This window comes from Pseudomonas sp. SDO5532_S415 (assembly GCF_054071155.1).
Map to the genome: position 1 here is coordinate 141,717 of NZ_JBSVWS010000002.1, position 17,539 is coordinate 159,255.

Annotated in this window: 13 protein-coding genes and 1 pseudogene; 6 read left to right on the forward strand and 8 right to left on the reverse strand. The window is 61.3% G+C overall.

Annotation, left to right across the window (positions count from 1 at the left end):
- Nucleotides 1-232: 232 nt before the first annotated feature.
- The 3 genes from ACW9HW_RS02170 to ACW9HW_RS02180 all read right to left on the reverse strand — a co-directional run bounded on the left by ACW9HW_RS02170 (nucleotide 233) and on the right by ACW9HW_RS02180 (nucleotide 2,323).
- Nucleotides 233-646: a VOC family protein gene (locus ACW9HW_RS02170; protein WP_095193394.1), complete on the reverse strand. Its 414-nt coding sequence runs from the start codon at nucleotides 644-646 to the stop codon at nucleotides 233-235.
- Between the two features lie 185 nt (nucleotides 647-831).
- Nucleotides 832-1,485, reverse strand: a complete 654-nt coding sequence (locus ACW9HW_RS02175) for a TetR/AcrR family transcriptional regulator (RefSeq protein ID WP_457397972.1) — start codon at nucleotides 1,483-1,485, stop codon at nucleotides 832-834.
- Complete coding sequence (locus tag ACW9HW_RS02180) at nucleotides 1,472-2,323, reverse strand: 3-hydroxybutyryl-CoA dehydrogenase (protein WP_457397974.1); 852 nt, start codon at nucleotides 2,321-2,323, stop codon at nucleotides 1,472-1,474. The genes ACW9HW_RS02175 and ACW9HW_RS02180 overlap by 14 nt, the downstream gene beginning before the upstream one ends.
- Before the next feature lie 166 nt (nucleotides 2,324-2,489).
- Here ACW9HW_RS02180 and ACW9HW_RS02185 point away from each other — a divergent pair, with 166 nt between their 5' ends.
- The 3 genes and pseudogenes from ACW9HW_RS02185 to ACW9HW_RS02195 all read left to right on the forward strand — a co-directional run bounded on the left by ACW9HW_RS02185 (nucleotide 2,490) and on the right by ACW9HW_RS02195 (nucleotide 6,249).
- Entirely contained in the window at nucleotides 2,490-3,497 is a 1,008-nt protein-coding gene (locus ACW9HW_RS02185) for an AraC family transcriptional regulator (RefSeq protein WP_095193397.1), read from the forward strand.
- Nucleotides 3,498-3,677: 180 nt separating this feature from the next.
- Nucleotides 3,678-4,268, forward strand: a pseudogene (locus tag ACW9HW_RS02190) (DUF6338 family protein).
- A 166-nt stretch (nucleotides 4,269-4,434) separates the two neighbouring features.
- On the forward strand, nucleotides 4,435-6,249 hold the full coding sequence (locus ACW9HW_RS02195) for an ABC transporter ATP-binding protein (protein ID WP_095193398.1): 1,815 nt from the start codon (nucleotides 4,435-4,437) through the stop codon (nucleotides 6,247-6,249).
- A gap of 3 nt (nucleotides 6,250-6,252) precedes the next feature.
- On the opposite strand, the gene ACW9HW_RS02200 is transcribed toward ACW9HW_RS02195, so the two are convergent.
- The 3 genes from ACW9HW_RS02200 to ACW9HW_RS02210 form a co-directional block, all read right to left on the reverse strand.
- Nucleotides 6,253-7,206 (reverse strand): alpha/beta hydrolase, encoded by a 954-nt coding sequence (locus ACW9HW_RS02200; RefSeq protein ID WP_095193399.1) that lies wholly within the window; start codon nucleotides 7,204-7,206, stop codon nucleotides 6,253-6,255.
- Nucleotides 7,207-7,393: 187 nt separating this feature from the next.
- Nucleotides 7,394-8,392, reverse strand: a complete 999-nt coding sequence (locus ACW9HW_RS02205; protein ID WP_457397979.1) for an NAD(P)H-quinone oxidoreductase — start codon at nucleotides 8,390-8,392, stop codon at nucleotides 7,394-7,396.
- 95 nt (nucleotides 8,393-8,487) lie between these two features.
- On the reverse strand, nucleotides 8,488-9,723 hold the full coding sequence (locus tag ACW9HW_RS02210) for a YbfB/YjiJ family MFS transporter (protein ID WP_095193401.1): 1,236 nt from the start codon (nucleotides 9,721-9,723) through the stop codon (nucleotides 8,488-8,490).
- 112 nt (nucleotides 9,724-9,835) lie between these two features.
- On the opposite strand from ACW9HW_RS02210, the gene ACW9HW_RS02215 reads away from it, so the two are divergent.
- Nucleotides 9,836-10,720: a LysR family transcriptional regulator gene (locus ACW9HW_RS02215; RefSeq protein WP_095193402.1), complete on the forward strand. Its 885-nt coding sequence runs from the start codon at nucleotides 9,836-9,838 to the stop codon at nucleotides 10,718-10,720.
- 133 nt (nucleotides 10,721-10,853) lie between these two features.
- On the opposite strand, the gene ACW9HW_RS02220 is transcribed toward ACW9HW_RS02215, so the two are convergent.
- Nucleotides 10,854-11,576, reverse strand: coding sequence for a pirin family protein (locus ACW9HW_RS02220; RefSeq protein WP_095193403.1), 723 nt, complete (start codon nucleotides 11,574-11,576; stop codon nucleotides 10,854-10,856).
- Between the two features lie 308 nt (nucleotides 11,577-11,884).
- Between ACW9HW_RS02220 and ACW9HW_RS02225 the strand changes: the two genes are divergently transcribed.
- Together ACW9HW_RS02225 and ACW9HW_RS02230 are read left to right on the forward strand one after the other, a co-directional pair.
- Nucleotides 11,885-12,835 carry a GlxA family transcriptional regulator gene (locus tag ACW9HW_RS02225; protein WP_095193404.1) on the forward strand — a complete coding sequence of 317 codons (951 nt, stop codon included), beginning with the start codon at nucleotides 11,885-11,887 and terminating at the stop codon, nucleotides 12,833-12,835.
- Nucleotides 12,836-12,987: 152 nt separating this feature from the next.
- Nucleotides 12,988-14,472 carry an ATP-binding protein gene (locus ACW9HW_RS02230; protein ID WP_457397984.1) on the forward strand — a complete coding sequence of 495 codons (1,485 nt, stop codon included), beginning with the start codon at nucleotides 12,988-12,990 and terminating at the stop codon, nucleotides 14,470-14,472.
- Here ACW9HW_RS02230 and ACW9HW_RS02235 read toward each other — a convergent pair.
- Complete coding sequence (locus tag ACW9HW_RS02235) at nucleotides 14,437-17,241, reverse strand: ATP-binding protein (protein WP_457397986.1); 2,805 nt, start codon at nucleotides 17,239-17,241, stop codon at nucleotides 14,437-14,439. The genes ACW9HW_RS02230 and ACW9HW_RS02235 overlap by 36 nt on opposite strands.
- Between the last annotated feature and the right edge of the window lie 298 nt (nucleotides 17,242-17,539).

Sequence of the window (17,539 nt, forward strand, 5' to 3'; positions counted from 1 at the left end):
CAGAAAGCCCAACCGGGTCTGATTGGGCTGTCTTCGTTACGGATCTAGAGTGAGTGAGAAATCTGTGGCGAGGGAGCTTGCTCCCGCTTGAGTGCGTAGCACTCACAAAAATCTTAATGGTTTTCAGATTTCGGGGCCGCTGCGCAGCCCGACGTCGGAACGCCGCCCGGAGCCAGCTCGCTCGCCACAGGGATTGGTAAGACTCAATCATTACGCTCCCACAAGGGGATTGTCATTGATCCTTCTCGCAATTGACCATCCACGACACGCCAAAGCGGTCGACCAGCATGCCAAAGCGGGCCGCCCAGAAGGTGGTCTCCAGCGGCATTTGCACATTGCCGCCTGCTGACAGTGCGGAAAACACCCGTTCAGCCTCGGCAATGCTGTCGACATTCAGCGAAATCGAACAGCCGTTCATTTCTTCGGTGGGGCGGTCGGGGGTGGTATCCGATCCCATGATCGCCTGATCGCCCACTGCCAGGCGGGTGTGGATGATCAGGTTATGCAGGTCCTTGGGTACATGATCGCCGGCGGGTGTTTCACCGTAGGTCAACATCGCTTCGATCTGGCCTTTCAGACATTCGGCATAGAAGGTGAACGCGGCTTTGCAGTCGCCATTGAAGATAAGGTAGGGGTTGATTTTCATGATGCGGCTCCCGGTCATTGAAGGGACACATCGGATTGGACGCTTGGTTCAGGAGCGAATTCCGATGATATCGAGGCGATCCCGGGCTTTTGTAGGAGCGAGCTCGCTCGCGATGGTCGTTAACGATAGCTCGTAAGAGCTGATGCCCAGAGGCGCCCTTGGGTTTTTCGCGAGCAAGCTCGCTCCTACAAGGACAACTGGGTTTTTTTAGACGTTTTCTCGATAGACCGGGCGAAGCTTATTGCCTCGACCGGGCGTCGTGGTGCGAGCACGCGCTCGATGGCTCCGCTGAGCATGTTTTCCAGCAGTTCGTCCTGCTCGCCTTCGTCCAGCGAATGGGGTGACAGCCAACTCGGTGCGCTGTTAAGCAAGGCGGCAATGGCGTGCCCGGCTGCCGGCAGACCTGATTCGCTGAATCGGGAGCGGGCGCCGAGCATCACCAGCAACCGGCGTTCGTACTGTTCGCGCAACTGGCGAACCCGCGCCTGCTGCTCTTCATTCAGGCAGCCGCTGTCGCGCTCCACCAGTCGAAAGTGCCACGGCATGTCGCGATGCAGGTTCAGGTGCGCGCGGATCAGGCTGTTGAGCCGGTCGCGTTTGGCCGGGGCCTTTTGTTCGATGCGGCCAAGGGTGGCCAACAGCTCTTCGTAAAACTCCTCGATCAGGTCGAGCAGCAAATGCTGTTTGCTCGGGTAATGGTGATACAACGAGCCTGGGGAAAGCCCCAGGCACGTGGCGAGTTCGCGCATGCCGACCTGACCGAAACCTTTGCTGGCAAACAACTCCAGTACCTTGTCCCGGTACTCGGCAAACCGCGAGCAACGCTCAGGCATAGGCATGGAAGCCACGCCCCGTCTTGCGGCCCAGGTAACCGGCGGCAACCATTTCCTTGAGCAGTGGCGCCGGGCGGTATTTGCTGTCGTTAAAGCCGTCGTAAAAGGCTTCCATGATCGCCAGCAAAGTGTCCAGGCCGATCAGGTCCGCCAGGGCCAGCGGGCCGATGGGTTGGTTGCAGCCCAGGCGCATGCCGGCGTCGATGTCTTCGGCGCTGGCCAGGCCTTCCTGGAACACCAGGACCGCTTCGTTGATCATCGGTACCAGAATCCGGTTGACCACGAACCCCGGGCGGTTGCCGGCGGTGATCGCGGTTTTGCCCAGCGCGGTCGCCATGTCCAGTGCCAGGGCGTGGGTGGCGTCGCTGGTTTGCAGGCCGCGGATGACTTCAATCAGGCCCATCACCGGCACCGGGTTGAAGAAGTGCAGGCCGATAAAGCGCTCTGGCTGGCTGACGCTGGCGGCGAGTTGGGTGATCGACAGCGACGAAGTGTTGGAGGCAATCACGCAGTCGGCGCTGACCTGCGACGCGATCTGTTGCAGTACCCGCAGTTTCAGCTCGAGGTTTTCCGTGGCGGCTTCGATCACCAGTTGCGCGTTGTGCAGGCTGCTGTAGTCGGTGCTGGTGCGGATCTTGTCGAGGGCGGCGAGCTTTTGCTCCAGCGTCAGGGTCTCCTTGGCAACCTGACGATCGAGATTCTTGCCAACGGTCGCGACGGCTTTTTGCAAAGCGCTCTCAGAGATGTCGAGCAGGGTCACGCTGAAACCGGCCAGGGCGCAGACTTGCGCAATGCCATTGCCCATGGTGCCGGCGCCGATCACGCCAATGTGTTGCAGATTCATGTTGCCGTCCTTTCGCTCAAACCCTGCGATACCTTGGCCGTGGTGGCAGCCGAAGGCGTACTATTGGCGCGAGTCTAGAGCTGGCAAGGCGGTTGTCCTATGCCGAAACTGTTCAACGGCACTGGTGTTTTTTGCCATTTCGAATGATGGGGAGCGTTGCGTTCAGATGCGGGAAAAGGACTCGGTGGCCGCCTACTTCGTGCAGGCAATGATCCACGGGCTGGGAGACGATCCGCAGCGAGTGCGAGCGGTGCTGGAACAGGCCGGCATTGATCCGGCGCTGATGCAAGAGCCGACGTCGCGGGTGCCGGCCAATGCTTTTGCGGCGTTGTGGCTGATTCAGATCCGCGAACTGAATGACGAGTTCTTCGGGCTCGATTCCCATGGCATGCCGCCGGGCGCTTTCGCCCTGATTTGCCGCGCCTTGATTCAGGAGCCCGACCTGCACAAGGCCATGCGTCAGTGCCTGGCCAACTTCGCCCTGTTCCTCCACGATTTTCGCGGCGAGCTGTCCGTGCGTGGCAAGCGGGCCTTCATCAGCCTGGACAGCCAGGCGGCAAATGATGAGGTCAGCCGTTTCGGCGAAGAGACGTTCCTGGTGTTGATGATCAGCCTGTTGTGCTGGCTGGGCGGTCGGCGCATACCCATTGACCGCGCGGATTTCCGCCACGAGCGGGTGTCCCTCAGTGACGATCGCTTGCTCTGGGGGCCGAACCTGACGTTCGGCGCCGAACGCACCGAAATCGAATTCGCCAGCCACTACCTGCGCCTGCCGGTGGTGCAGGACCTGGCCTCGCTGAAAGTATTCCTGCGCACCGCGCCGCAGTGGCTGGTGATTCGCTTCCGCAACCAGCACGGCCTGGCGTCACAGGTGCATCAGCGCCTGCGCAACAGCCATTACAGCCACTGGCCGACCCTGCAGGCCTTCGCCCTCGAACAGCACCTGAGCCCCAGCACCTTCCGCCGCAAGCTGGAACGTGAAGGCTGTTCCTATCAGGAGATCAAGGACGAAGTGCGCCGTGCGGTGGCCTTCGAGCAATTGCGCCAGAGCCGGGCGAGCATCAGCGACATCGCCGAGCAACTGGGATTTCAGGAACCGAGTGCATTTCATCGCGCGTTCAAGAAGTGGACGGGGGAGAGTCCGGGACGGTATCGGGCAAGGTTTCAGGAGTAGTTGGTGTGGGCCTTCGATTAAGTCTTTGTAGGAGCTTTCCATGATTTTTGCCGGCAATTTCCGAACCTTCAACCTCGAAATTTCTTGTGACGACAGGGGCTTTGCAACGGGTGGAATGAGTCGGCGAAGTGAGGTATTTCTTTGCGTCGCATCGGAGCTTTCAATGGATTGAAAACTTGCATGGATGATTTGATCAAGGAAGTGATTCCGCTACTCCAGTATTTGATTCCGGGATTCTTGGCCGCCTGGATCTTTTATTCACTGACAGCCTTCAAGCGGCCGGACACTTTTGGACAAATAGTTCAGGCGCTGATCTTTACCTTCGTGATCCAGTCGCTGGTCGTTGGGTTGGGAGCGTTGCTGTTGGTTACAGGTGAACGGTTCTTTTCAGTCGGCATGTGAGGCAGAAAATCAGAGACCTTGTGGTCAGCGGTGATTGCGGTGCTGATGGGTTTTCTTTCCTGCCACATTGCCAGTAGCGACAAGCTTCACGCTCTCCTGCGCAAGCTGAACAACACCCGGCAATCTTCATATCCTTGCGAGTGGTACAGTGCTTTTTCAACGCGGCAAAGACATGTCGTGCTGCACTTGGTCGATGGCAAACGCCTGTTTGGCTGGCCGATAGAATGGCCGGCGGAGCCTGCAAGAGGGCAGTTCGTTCTTGAGTACCCTCACTGGATTGAAGATGCAAACCAGAGATTTCACACCGGGGCCGAAGTGATTGTTATCGATGTTTCAAAAGTACAATGGGTCGAACTCCTGAAAACATAGGATGAACATATGACAAGCAGAGCACCGCAAGAAATGCCGCCCGAATTGAGGCGGCTAATGGAGGACTGGATTAACGGCGGCCCTCCTCCCCCGGGGCTGGTGATTCCACTCGGCCCCCCACCTTCAAGAAAAGAGTCTGAGAGACCGCGTCGGCGCAACAGATAATATGCCCGCGGTCCTTACCCGCTTCTCCTCATTACTCGACCAGTCCCGGCGCGCCTTGCTGCTGGTCTGGGGCACTTCGCGCGGCCTGTTCCTTGGCCTGGTGCTGGCGACGCTGATCGCCGGGGTGCTGCCGGCGTTGGCGGCGTGGCTGGGGCAGCGCATTGTCGATGCCGTGGTATTTGCCATGCAGTTGCACGCGCAGCAGGGCAGTGCGCCGTTGTGGCCAGTGCTTCGCTATGTGCTGTTGGAAGCCGGGGTGCTGGCGTTGCTGTCCGCCACCCAGCGTGCGCTGTCTGTGCAGCAGTCGCTGTTGCGCGTGCAGTTGGGGCAGAAGGTCAACACGATGATTCTGGAAAAGGCCCAGACGCTGTCGCTGGTGCAATTCGAGAATTCCGAGTTCTACGACAAGCTTGTGCGGGTAAGGCGCGAGGCTTCGACCCGGCCGTTGGCGCTGGTGATGAAGTCGCTGGGGTTGATCCAGAACCTGATCGTGTTGATCAGCTTCGGTGTGTTGCTCGTGCACTTCTCGCCGTGGGCGCTGGTGCTGTTGGTGGTCGGCGCGTTGCCGGTGTTTTTTGCCGAGGCGCATTTTTCCGGCGATGCCTTTCGCTTGTTCACCCGCCGCGCACCGGAAAGCCGACAGCAGACGTACATCGAGACGTTGCTGTCCCATGAGGCCTACATCAAGGAGGTCAAGCTGTTCGGTTTCGCGCCGCTGCTGTTGCGGCGTTACCGCGAGACGTTCGCCCGGCTCTATGCCGAGGACCGGCGGCTGACCCTGCGCCGCGACGGCTGGGGTTTCGTGCTGGGTCTGCTCGGCACCGGGGCGTTTTACCTGGCCTATGCCTGGGTGGTGGTCGATGCGGTTCACGGCAATATCAGCCTTGGGCAGATGACCATGTACCTGGTGCTGTTCAAGCAGGGACAGTCAGCGGTGAGCAGCAGCCTGAGCGCCATCAGTGGCCTTTATGAAGATGGACTCTACCTGTCCAGTCTTTATGAATACCTGGCTGAGCCGGTGGTGGTCGATACCGGGCATCTCACCGTCGGTGCAGTGCCTGGCGACGGCTTGCGTTTCGAGAACGTCGGTTTCCGTTATCCGGGCGCCCGTCATGCTGCGCTGGAAGGCATCGATCTGCACCTTGTACCCGGGCACAGTGTGGCGCTGGTGGGGGAGAACGGTTCGGGCAAGACCACGCTGATCAAGCTGCTGACCCGTTTGTACCGTCCTGATCAGGGGCGAATTCTACTGGACGGCAGCGACTTGCAGGATTGGGAAGAGGACGCACTGCGTCGGCGCATCGGCGTGATTTTCCAGGATTACATCCGCTACCAGTTCTCCGTCGGCGAGAACATCGGCGTGGGCGATACCCTGGCGTTCAACGATGAGCAGCGCTGGCACGAAGCCGCCGCCGAAGGCATGGCTGCGCCCTTCATCGAGCGTCTGGATCGCGGTTATGCCACGCAATTGGGGCGCTGGTTTGCCGGGGGGCAGGAACTGTCCGGCGGGCAATGGCAGAAGATCGCGTTGTCCCGTGCCTACATGCGTCGCGATGCCGATATCCTGATTCTCGACGAGCCGACGTCGGCCCTTGACCCGGCAGCGGAAGCGGCGGTATTCGAGCATTTCAGCCGGCACACCCAGGACCGCATGACCCTGCTGATCTCCCACCGTTTTTCCAGTGTGCGTAACGCCGATCACATCATCGTGCTCGACCAGGGCAGGATTCTTGAGCACGGCGATCACCACAGCCTGGTCGCGGCAGGCGGGCGCTATGCGCAGTTGTTCGACTTGCAGGCGCGGGGTTATCGATAACGATCAGGAGTCCTGCGCACCCCTTGAAACCGTCGGCCCGGCGATCTGCGATTTGGCTTTCATCAAGCCGTCGAGCGCCTGGCGATATTGGCTGCCACCCAGGCTCATGCTGTTGTTATGCGTGCCACCGGGTACCAACAGCAGGCGCTTGGGCTCATTGGCGGCATTGAACAATTGCTGGCTGAAGCGCGGGGGCATGAACGCATCGGCTTGACCGTGAACCACCAGCAGCGGCATGTCGATATCGACGATCTTGTCGATCGAGTCGAACTTCTGCGACAGCAGCCAGCGCACCGGCAGCCAGTTGACGGGCAGGTTGTTGCCGGCCACTTCCGCCACGGCATCGCCCAGTGTGGTGAAGGTGGACTCGATCACCAGACCGCGCACCGGCACCGCGACATGATCTTTTTTTGCCTGCGCGGCCAGGTCTGCCGCCAGGTCGACGGCCACCGCACCGCCAAGGGAATGGCCGTAGATCAGGCGTTTGCCGGGATCAGGTTGCATCGCCGTAAAGCGCTCCCAGGCAGCCCGGGCGTCTTCGTAGACGCTGGCTTCCGACGGCAGGTCGCCGTTGCTCTGGCCGAACCCCCGGTAGTCGATGGCCAGCACCGAATAGCCCATGGCGCGCAGTTGCTCGATGCGGAACGCCTGGCCGGTGAGGTTCCAGCGCACACCGTGCAGGTAGAGGATCGACGGCGCATCGCGGCGTGCCGCCGGCCACCACCAGGCATGCAGGTTTTGCCCGGCCTTGAAATTGGCGGGCTTGATGTCGAACGCCTGAACATCCCCCGGCAAACCGCGATACCAGCTCGCCGTGCCCGGTTCGATGCGGAACAGTAACTCGCGCTCCTTGTACTTGAGCGCGCCGCAACTCACCGGCAGGCCGACGACCAGCGCAGCCATGCACAGCAGCGGCAGCCAGCGTCGGCGAAGTCGAGTGAGGAGGGCAATGGGCATCGGATGTTCCATTGGTACAGACATGAAGTCCGCGTTTTAACAGATGCGTGCGCAGGGCGGGAAAAATTTCGACCTGTGGGAGCGAGCCTGCTCGCGAAGGCGTCTACACATCCGATATCTATTTGTCAGACATTCCGCTTTCGCGAGCAGGCTCGCTCCCACAGGCGGGTAGTGTTGTTTCTGCGGATCACTCCACCCGCAACACAATCTTGCCAACATGATCGCCCGCTTCCATCCGCGCATGAGCCAGCGCCGCCTCGTCGAGCCTGTAAACCTTGTCGATCATTGGCAGGCAGCGACCGGCCGCCAGCACCGGCCATACGTGTTCGCGCAACTGCAGTGCGATCGCGGCCTTTTCTTCACGGGTGCGTGAGCGTAATAGCGAACCGGTGACCGTGGCGCGTTTGGCCATGATTGCCAACAGGTCGACATCCTTGGCAATTGCGCCGCCGAGGAAACCCAGCATCACCAGCCGTCCTTCGAGGGCCAGGGCCGCCACGTTACTGTTCAGGTACGAACCGCCCATGATGTCGAGTACCACATGGACGCCCTGGCCAGCGGTTTTTTCGGCGATGACACGGGCGAAATCCTGCTCGCGATAATTGATCGCTTCGGCACCCAGATCGCGAATCACGGCACACTTTTCTTCACTGCCCGCCGTGGCGAAGGCCTCGATGCCGAACTCGCGGCAGAGCATCAGTGCGGTGGTGCCGATGCCACTGGTGCCGCCATGGATCAAGGCCCGTTGACCCTTTCGGGCGCCGCCCATCTCGAACAGGTTGGCCCACACGGTGAAAAACGTTTCCGGAACTGCCGCCGCGTGTTCCCAGTCCAGGCCCTCGGGGATAGGCAGTGTCTGGCTGGCCGGGACCACGCAATACTGTGCATAGCCGCCGCCGTTGGTCAGCGCACAGACCTTATCACCGACCTTGAACTCGTTGGCGCCAGCGCCGACAGCGACCACTTCACCGGCCACTTCCAGTCCCGGGATCGGGTTCATGCCGGGTTTCATCGGGTACTTGCCGGCGCGCTGAATCACGTCAGGACGATTCACTCCGGCGGCACGCACGCGGATCAGTACTTCACCGGCGCCGGCCGTGGGTACCGGCACCTGGCGTGGTTGCAAGACTTCGGGACCACCGGGTTGGGTGATCTCGATCAGGGTCATGGTTTGAGGGAGGGACATGTTCGATACCTCTAGTGAAAAAATCAGTTCAGTACACCGATCCAGTGTGGAAGCGAGCCTGCTCGCGAAAGCTGTGTGTCGGGCGATTACTCTGTTCAATGTGCCGACGTCTTCGCGAGCAGGCTCGCTCCCACATGGGAGGGGGGCATGAAGCGAACAGCCAACTCCAACAGTAACGCCACGACAATCGCCCCCGCCGCTATCACGAACATCAACTCATGGCGTCCACCACTGGCATTGAACAGCGCCGAGTACGCAAACCCGGAGATCGCCTGAAAGGTGGCGAACGACACGGTGGCGCGACTCCAGGCGATCTGTTGTTGATGATGCTCGGGGACCAGTTCGTGAACCCGGGCCAGCGCCAGTGGCACGATGCCCGGCGGAAACGAGCCGATGATCACTGCCAGCAAGGCCAGCGCCGCGAAAGAGCTGGAAACCGATAGCAGGCCAACTGCAATCGCCTGCACCGCCAGCACCAGTCGGATGCCTGGTTTTGCCCCCAATCGATCGGCCAGAAAACCGTAGCTCACCGGTCCGACAATCGCGCCCAGGCCGTACATCACCCAGATCAGCGCGCCGACGTGTTGCCCTGCACCGAGCCCGCGAACCACGTAATCCACCAGAAACACCATGGCCGGCACCAGCCCGGCCGCCATGAACGCGTATTGGGCAAACAGCAGGTAGACACTCGGGTTGATCGTTGCTGGCGCGGACTTGGCGGGCATTACGGCTGTTGCATGGGACGCGGCGGGCGGCCAGGCGAACCAGCTGGCTGCAGTCAGAGCCAGCGCCAGCACGCCCAGGCCTAGCCAGGTTTGCTGCAAGCCAAGGCTCAGCAGCGGCGGCACGATTGTCCCCGATCCGGCAATGCCCAGGCCAAGACCGAGAAAGATCGCGCCACTGGCCAGGCCTTTGCGCGCGGCTGGCACATGGGGCAGCACCGTTGCCGCCACCAGCACCATGATCGCGCCACCGGCGATGCCGGACAGCAAGCGCCAACCGAAAAACCAGTTCACCGACAACGGAAAGGCGCAGGCAAAAAACGCCAGGGTCACCGCCAGCATCATCAGCCGAAGGGCGGTTTTGTTGGACGTACGTCGAGCCAGAGGATGACCGATCAGCGCACCGATCAGGTAACCCACCAGGTTGGCGGCACCGAGGAACACCACGTCGCTGGCGGAGAACCAGTGGGCTTCGATCAGCGAGGGAATCAGCGGTGTGTAGGCAAACCGCGCCAGGCCGATACTGACCAGGCTGGCGCAGAGGCCGGCGAAGATCGCCAGCCAGATCGCGCTACGTGTTGTGTCGGAGGGAGCTGGTGAGCTGGGCATGAACCTTGTCCTGTGAGTGTTCTCTGGCGTCCAGCATAACGAGGTTGTTTGATGCAATAATGCTGCGATTTCACTTTGTAGTGATGCAGTAATGCATCGCATGGAGAGCGCCATGAACTGGGATGACGCACGGGTATTTCTCGCGGTCTGCCGCGAATCGACACTTCGGGGCGCCGCGCGGGTACTGGGGGTGGACCAGGCCACGGTCGGCCGGCGGATCGCTGCGCTGGAAAAATCATTGAGCGCGACCCTGTTTCTGCGTACTTCCGAAGGTTATGCGCTGACCGCCGTGGGCGAAGCGGCGATGCGTGCCGTGGAGAAAATGGAGCATTCGGCGCTGGAGCTGGAGCGGCGGATTCAGGGCCTTGACGATCGCTTGACCGGTATCGTGCGGGTCACCACGACGGACTCCCTGGCGATCGATTTTCTGATTCCGGCCATTGCCCGTTTGCATCAACATCACCCTGATGTGCGGGTGCAACTGGACGCCTCGACGCAAATCCTCAGTCTGGCCAAGCGCGAGGCCGACATCGCGGTGCGCAATACCCGACCGGATAACCCGGACCTGATCGCCCGGCGAATCGCCCGGTGGCCGGTGGGCCTGTTCGCCTCGCAAGACTATGTGGACGCCCACGGCATTCCGGAGCCGGGATCGGCATTCGAAGGGCATGATCTGGTGGTGTATCAGCCGTATTTGCAGGGCAGCAAGGACATGACGCTGGTCAGTGAGCCGCTGGGGCGTGGGCGGATCGTTTCGAGCCTGAGTTCCAGCCTGTTGGTGCGTCGATCCATCGCTGCAGGGATCGGGATAGGGGAGATTCCGGTGTACGTGGGGGAGAAGGATGGACTGGTCAGGCTGTGGCCGGAACGCTCCCGACCAATTCCCTATGACGTGTGGCTGGTGACCCACGCCGACCTGCGACACACCGCCAGGGTACGGGCGGTGATCGATGAGATAGTCGAGCAGTTTGCATCTTCCAGCGAACATACCTTGTAGCTCTGTGGGCAATCCCCCTTGTGGGAGCGAGCCTGCTCGCGAAGACATTGGCACATTCACCATTGATGTGACTGATACACCGCCTTCGCGAGCAGGCTCGCTCCCACAAGAGTTTGTAGGAGCGCTCCTATGGTCAAGGCATTTCAGGCAATTCCTGCGGCCGCAGATCAAACACCAGCACCTCGGCATCCACGCCGTTGCTCAAGGTCAGCACCTGTTCTTCGCGAACCCGCACACCGTCGCCTTCCTGCAAGCGCAGGCCGTTGAGTTCGACACTGCCGCGCGCCACATGCACGTAGGCGTAGCGATGGGCGGCCAGTTCCAGGGTGGCACTCTCCTGGCCGTCGATCAGGCCGGCATACACCCGGGCATCCTGACGCACCTTCAGCGAACCCTTGTCCCCGTCGGGGGAGATGATCAATTGCAGGCGGCCGCGTTTCTTCTGCGTGCTGAAGTGTTCTTGCTGATAGCGCGGTTTGGCGCCGCTTACATCCGGCACGATCCAGATTTGCAGGAAGTGCACCGCACGCTTGTCCGAGTGGTTGTATTCGCTGTGCGCCACGCCACTGCCGGCGCTCATCAATTGCACGTCGCCAGGGCGGATCACCGAGCCGGTGCCCAGGGTGTCCTTGTGTTCCAGTGCGCCGTCGAGCACATAGGAGAAAATTTCCATGTCGCGGTGCGGATGCTGGCCGAAGCCTTTACCGGCGGCGACGCGGTCATCGTTGATCACCAACAGATCGGAAAAACCCTGTTCTTTCGGGTTGCGATAGTTGGCGAAAGAGAAGGTATGGAACGACTTCAACCAGCCATGGTTGGCCATGCCACGATCAGAAGCTTTGCGAAGGGTCAGCATGATGGAATCTCCTGTGGGGACGTTGATTCGTCCGAGTGAGGAGAAGGTTAATGGTTACCCAGTGGTGCAAAAAGTAGATGAAAATTGAAATACTGTCTCATTCAGGTTGACAGTAATGTTGACGACGCTGAATCCGTACTTCGCCATAATGCACAGTAATACCGGGCGGGACCCTGTGGGAGCGAGCCTGCTCGCGAAAGCGGTCTGACCCTCACCTCTATGTTGAATATGAAACCGTATTCGCGAGCAGGCTCGCTCCCACAAGGGATAGTCTCCAGTGGCTTGATACTCCTAAGTGATTTGAACCCATGAAAACCGTGGCAATGGTGCTGTTCCCCAACTTTCTCCTGCTCGACATGGCCGGGCCCATGGATGTTTTTTCCATTGCCAATCGGTACCTCAAACCCGACGACCACTACGTGCTGACGACCATCGGCACCGAACCCGGTGCGCTGCGGGCGTCCAATGGCGTGAGGGTGCTCGCCGATCTGACTATCGATCAGGCCTGTGACGGATTTGATCTGCTGCTGGTGCCCGGAGGCCCCGGTGCCTACAACGAAAAACATCCGCGATTGCTCGACTGGCTCAAGCACAACGTCAGTCGCTCAAAGGATTACGGATCCATCTGCACCGGGGTGTTTGTGCTGGGCCATGCCGGGTTGATCGACGGCTATCGCGTGACCACCCACTGGCACTACACCGAGCGCTTGATTCAGGCTTTCCCCAAGACCACCGTCGAGACCGATCGGATTTTCGTCCAGGATCGCAATCTCGTGACGTCCGGTGGCGTCACCGCCGGCATTGACCTGGCGCTGGCAGTGGTTGCCGACGACCATGGCAAGAAACTCGCACAGGATGTGGCCAAGGTGTTGTTGGTGGTGATGAAACGCCAGGGTGGCCAGGCGCAGTTCAGCCCGTTGATGGCGGCGGTGGCGCCCCAGGAAACGGCGATCACCCGGTTGCAGAACCATGTACTCGAGCATCTCGACGAAACCTTCAGCATCGAACGCATGGCCGGCCTGGCCGCCATGAGCCCGCGTCACTTCGCCAGGGTGTTCGCCCGGGAAGTGGGCATGACGCCCATGGAGTTTCTGCAAAGTGCGCGGATCGATTGCGCTCGCAACCTGCTCGAAACCACAGAGTTGCCACTCAAGACCGTGGCCTTCAAAAGCGGCTTCGGCAGCGTGCGGCACATGCGGTTTCTGTTCGGTGAGAAGCTCGGTCTGACCCCGACCCAGTACCGCGAGCAATTCAGCTGACGTTTTTGGCCGTGATGCGCACCGTAATGGCCGTGACGCTCCCCCCGTGACGGTTGTACGGTCGCCGAGGCCTGCCAAGATAGCCTTGAACTCATAGCAAGGAAGGTACCGTCCGGATGTGTGCCGGGCAGGCTCCCTGCGGGTGAAGGTCAATGATTAGCCTTGGATACATAAATAGCGACACCGTGCTGCGCTTCGGCCCCTACGCGTTCCACCTTCATCAGCGATTGGTGCTGGAAGGCGATCAACCGCTGCGCCTGGGGGGACGGGCCCTGGATATCCTCCAGGTACTGGTCGAGCACGCAGGCTCGGTGGTCAGCAAGGACGAATTGATCGCCAAGGTCTGGCCGAGGTCGGTGGTCGAGGAAATCAATCTGCGGGTGCATATTGCCGCGCTGCGTCGAGCCTTTCGCGATGGCGAGGGCGGTCACTGCTACATCGTCAACATTCCCCAGCGCGGCTATAGCTTCGTCGCGCCGGTGCAACAGGCATCGGAGCTCATGCCGATCTCTTGCGCCCCTGCGCATAAACCCCAACACAACCTGCCCGCACGGCTGACGTCGATCACCGGCCGTGATGCGGTGGTCGGCAGTCTGGTCCGGCAGTTGCCGATACGGCGCTGCATGACCCTGGTCGGGCCCTGCGGTATCGGCAAGACCATGGTCGCCCTGCGCGTCGGCGAACTGCTGTTGCAGCACTATCGCGATGGCGTGTGGCGGGTGGACCTGGCGATGATCGATGATCCGGCGCAGGTGGAGGATCACCTGACGCGCACCCTGGCGCTGGAAACCGGCACCACCCTGGACGTGCTGAGGCAACGGCATGCGCTGTTGATCCTCGATAACTGCGAACACTTGCTGGAGCGCTGCCAGGCCCTGGTCGAAAGGCTGTTGGACTCGGCGCCGCGCCTGTCGATTCTGATCACCAGTCGTGAACCGCTGCTGGCCACTGGGGAAGCGTTATTGGCGCTGCCGCCGCTGGTGGTACCGCCGGTATCGGCGTTGCACAGTGTCGACGAAGTCATGGGCTATTCGGCTGCGCAGCTGTTCGTCAGCCGCGCACGTGCCCGTCAGCAAGGATTTTCCCTGCGCGAGCAGGACCTCAGGGCCGTGCGCGAAATCTGTCGACGGCTCGATGGGTTGCCCCTGGCGATAGAACTGGCGGCGGCGCAGATCGATGCGCTGGCGCTGGTGGGCTTGCAGGCGCAACTGGATAACTGCTTTCAACTGTTGACCCAAGGCCGGCGCACGGCAGTCCCCCGGCACCAGACTCTCAAGGCCGCCCTGGACTGGAGTTACGAACGGCTGAGCCCGGTGGAGCAAACCGTGTTGCAGCGCCTGGCGGTGTTCAAGTCGGCGTTCACCCCGGACGCGGCGATGGGCGTGGTCAGTTGCGCCACACTGCTGTCCGCCAACCTGAACAAGGTGCTGGAAAGCCTGGCGCTGAAGTCGCTGCTATCGCGCGAGCAAGCCAGTGGCGTAACCCGTTACCGCTTTCTCAACACCACCCGCAGTTACGCCCTGGAAAAACTCGAACACAGTGGCGCCTTGCGCACCTTTGAAATGCGGTACGCCGACTACATCAGTCAGTCGCATCGACGGTCAGGCCGGCCGGTGGTCCTGCAACTCGCCGAGTAATCGGCGCACAGCAATCAGGTCTGGCGTGGCATGCCCTTCGGTGAAGCGCTGGTAGATCGGCGCTAACAGTTCATGTGCCTGCTGGTGGCGACCCTGACGCTGCCAAAGCCGCGCCAGCGAAGTGGCGCTGCGCAGTTCCCAGGCCAGGGCGCCTTGAGTGTTTGCTATGTCGAGCGCCTTGAGCAGCAGGGGTTCGGCGTCACGGTTTTTCACCGGGCAATCCGCTGCCAGCAGCGCATCGGCGCGGGCCCGCAGAATCTCCGCGGTACTCCAGCCCGCCGCGCCGCTGTTGGCGCGTTGCAGCAAGTCGTCATCGACGAAGCCGGTGTCCAGGGTCACCATGATTTCCTTGATCAATCCGACACCCGCCAGTCGCGGCGGGGGTTCGTCAGAACTGTCCATGACCTGCGCATAGTGTTGCGCAAAGGTGTAGAACGGCAGCACCGAGTGTTTGCGCGACTGTTCCAGCAGCAGGCCCAACAGTTCGCGGGAAGTGCGGGTGTCGCCGTTGTAGTGGGCGATCAGGCAACCCGAGAGCGCCAGGGTGTAGCAGATGGAGGTGCCATGGTTGATCTGCAGGGCAATGTTCAGCGCCTGTCGTGCCGTACGCCAGGCTTGATCCGGCAGACCCTGTATCCAGAGGACGCGCGCCAGAATGGTCAGGGCGGCGACGCTCTGGTCGTACTGCACGCCAAAGCCGTGGGTGAAGCGGTTGAGATGGCCGCTGTGGGCCATGCGCTGGAGCACCTCTTCGGCATTCAGCCGCGCCCGTGATTGATTTCCGGCAAAGTGCAGCGCCAACACTCGCAAGCGATGGGTGCTGAGAGACAACACAGGGTCGCCGGACACTCCCAAACGGTCGAATTGCTGACTCTGCTCCAGGGCCATCTGATAGTTACCGCAGAGGAGATTGACGGCCAGATACCCGGAAACGGCGCGCAGTTCTCCAACCACGTCATTGCACTGCCTGGCGAGGGTTCTGGCGGTGACGAAAGCGCCGATGGCTTCAGCGGTGCCGCCCTGGGCGTGGTAGCAGGCGCTGCCGAGGGCCAGCTTCAGGGCCATTTTCAGGTGCGGGCAGGGTTCAAGCGTCGCATCGAGCAAGGCCAGGGCCTTGCGCACATGGCCGCCATGCTCCCTGGGCAGCGACAGCTCTTGCCAAAGTGGTGCGGACACCGCGGTCAAGCGGATCGCCAGTGTCTGCGGTCCCCGGGCATCCAGGCCCCAATCGAGGGCCGCGCGGATATCTTCCAGGCCACGGGCGTACCGCTCGATCCACAACGCTGTCGGTATCCGCTCCCACTCTTTGTGCGCCTGTTGCATCAAGACCAGGCAGCGTTCGGCATGGCGCTCGCGGGTGCCGGGCAGCTCGCTGGTCTGCTCGAGTTTTTCCAGGGCATAGCTGCGGGTGGTGTCGAGCAGGCGGTAGAACACCTCTTCGTCGCCGACGTCCACGCTCAGCAGCGACTTGGCCACCAGTTGCGTGATCGAGCCGAATACTTCGCGCGGTTCGATATGCCCGCCGACGATCACCGCCGCGGCCGACTCAAGGGTAAAGCCGCCGCGGAAGACACTCAGTCGGCGCAAGCAGGTCTGTTCGCAGGTGCTGAGCAGTTCGAAGCTCCAGTCCAGCGTGGCGCGCAGGGTCTGATGCCGGCCGAGCGTCGTGTTGCTGCTGTGGGTGAGCAGGCGAAAACTGTCCTGCAGTTGCGCCAGCAAGCCAGCGAGGCCGAGGCTGGCGACTTGCGCGGCCGCCAGTTCCAACGCCAGTGGTATGCCGTCGAGGCGTCGGCAGATGTCGATCAACAGCGGCAACTCGGCATCGCTCAGTTCGAAGCTGTCGTGACTGGCCATGGCCCGTTCGACGAACAATTGCAGCGCGGAAAAGCTCAAGGCCTGGGCACGGTCCAGCACGGCAATGGGCGGCGGGCAGTCCAGCGATTCCAGGCGCTGGACGAATTCGCCCTCGGCACGCAGGCCCTCGCGGCTGGTGGCGAGAATTTGCAGTTGCGGCGCGCCACGCAGCAGGCTTTCACAGAGAAGCGCCACATGGTCGATCAGGTGCTCGCAGTTATCGATGACCAGCAGCATCTCCCGCTCGCGCAGGAACAGGGCGAGGCTGTTCAGTGGTTCGGTGTCGTGCAGGGACAGGCCCAACAACGCGGCCAGGTGACCGGCGATCATCAGCGGATCATTGATCGGCGCCAGGTCCAGCAGACGAATGCCGTCGCGGTACCGGCCGATCAGCTGTTCGGCGACGCGCAAGGCCACGGTGGTCTTGCCGATGCCACCGGGGCCGACCAGGGTGATGAAGCGCTGGCGCGGCAGTTGCGTCACCAGGTTGTCGACCAATACCTGGCGACCAATCAGGCGGGTACGGCGCAGGGGCAGGTTGTGTCCGCTCGATGGCGGACCTTCGCTGGCTGGCTGCTGCTCGACACGCTCAAGCGAGCAGGGTGCCACGAAACTGTAGCCACGCTGAGCCACGGTGACGATGTAGCGCTGGCCGGCCTGACCGTCGCCGAGGGCCTTGCGCAGGGCCGCCATATGCACCCGCAGGTTGATCTCTTCCACCACAGTGTCGGGCCAGACTTCGGCGAGCAGTTGTTGTTTGCTGACCACGTTCCCGGCGTGTTTGAGCAGGATCAACAGGATGTCCATGGCCCGTCGGCCCAGGCGCAGGGGCTGGTCGGCCTCCAGTATCAGGCGTTGCCCGGGGTAGACCCTGTAAGGGCCGAAATGTACAGCTTGTACGAGGGAAAGGGGCAACGGCTAACTCCTGCTTGCATCCGTCTGAATCGCGGTTCTCAAGCATATTCTCAGGTTTTCTGATCCGCGCAATGTGCCGTTTGGATGACTGCGGGGTGCCTGTTGCGACTGCAGCGTTCCACGGACCTTAACGTACGCCCGTTTCTATTGGACGCGGCGCTGACAAACGGCTGGGCAACGCTGTTTGCGCGTCATGGAAAATTAACAACGTTTAACTCGTCCTGCGTCCGGTTTTCGCCCAAAACTCATCCCCTGCAGGAGCGAAGCTTGCTCGCGAAGGTGTGTCAGGCGACACCAA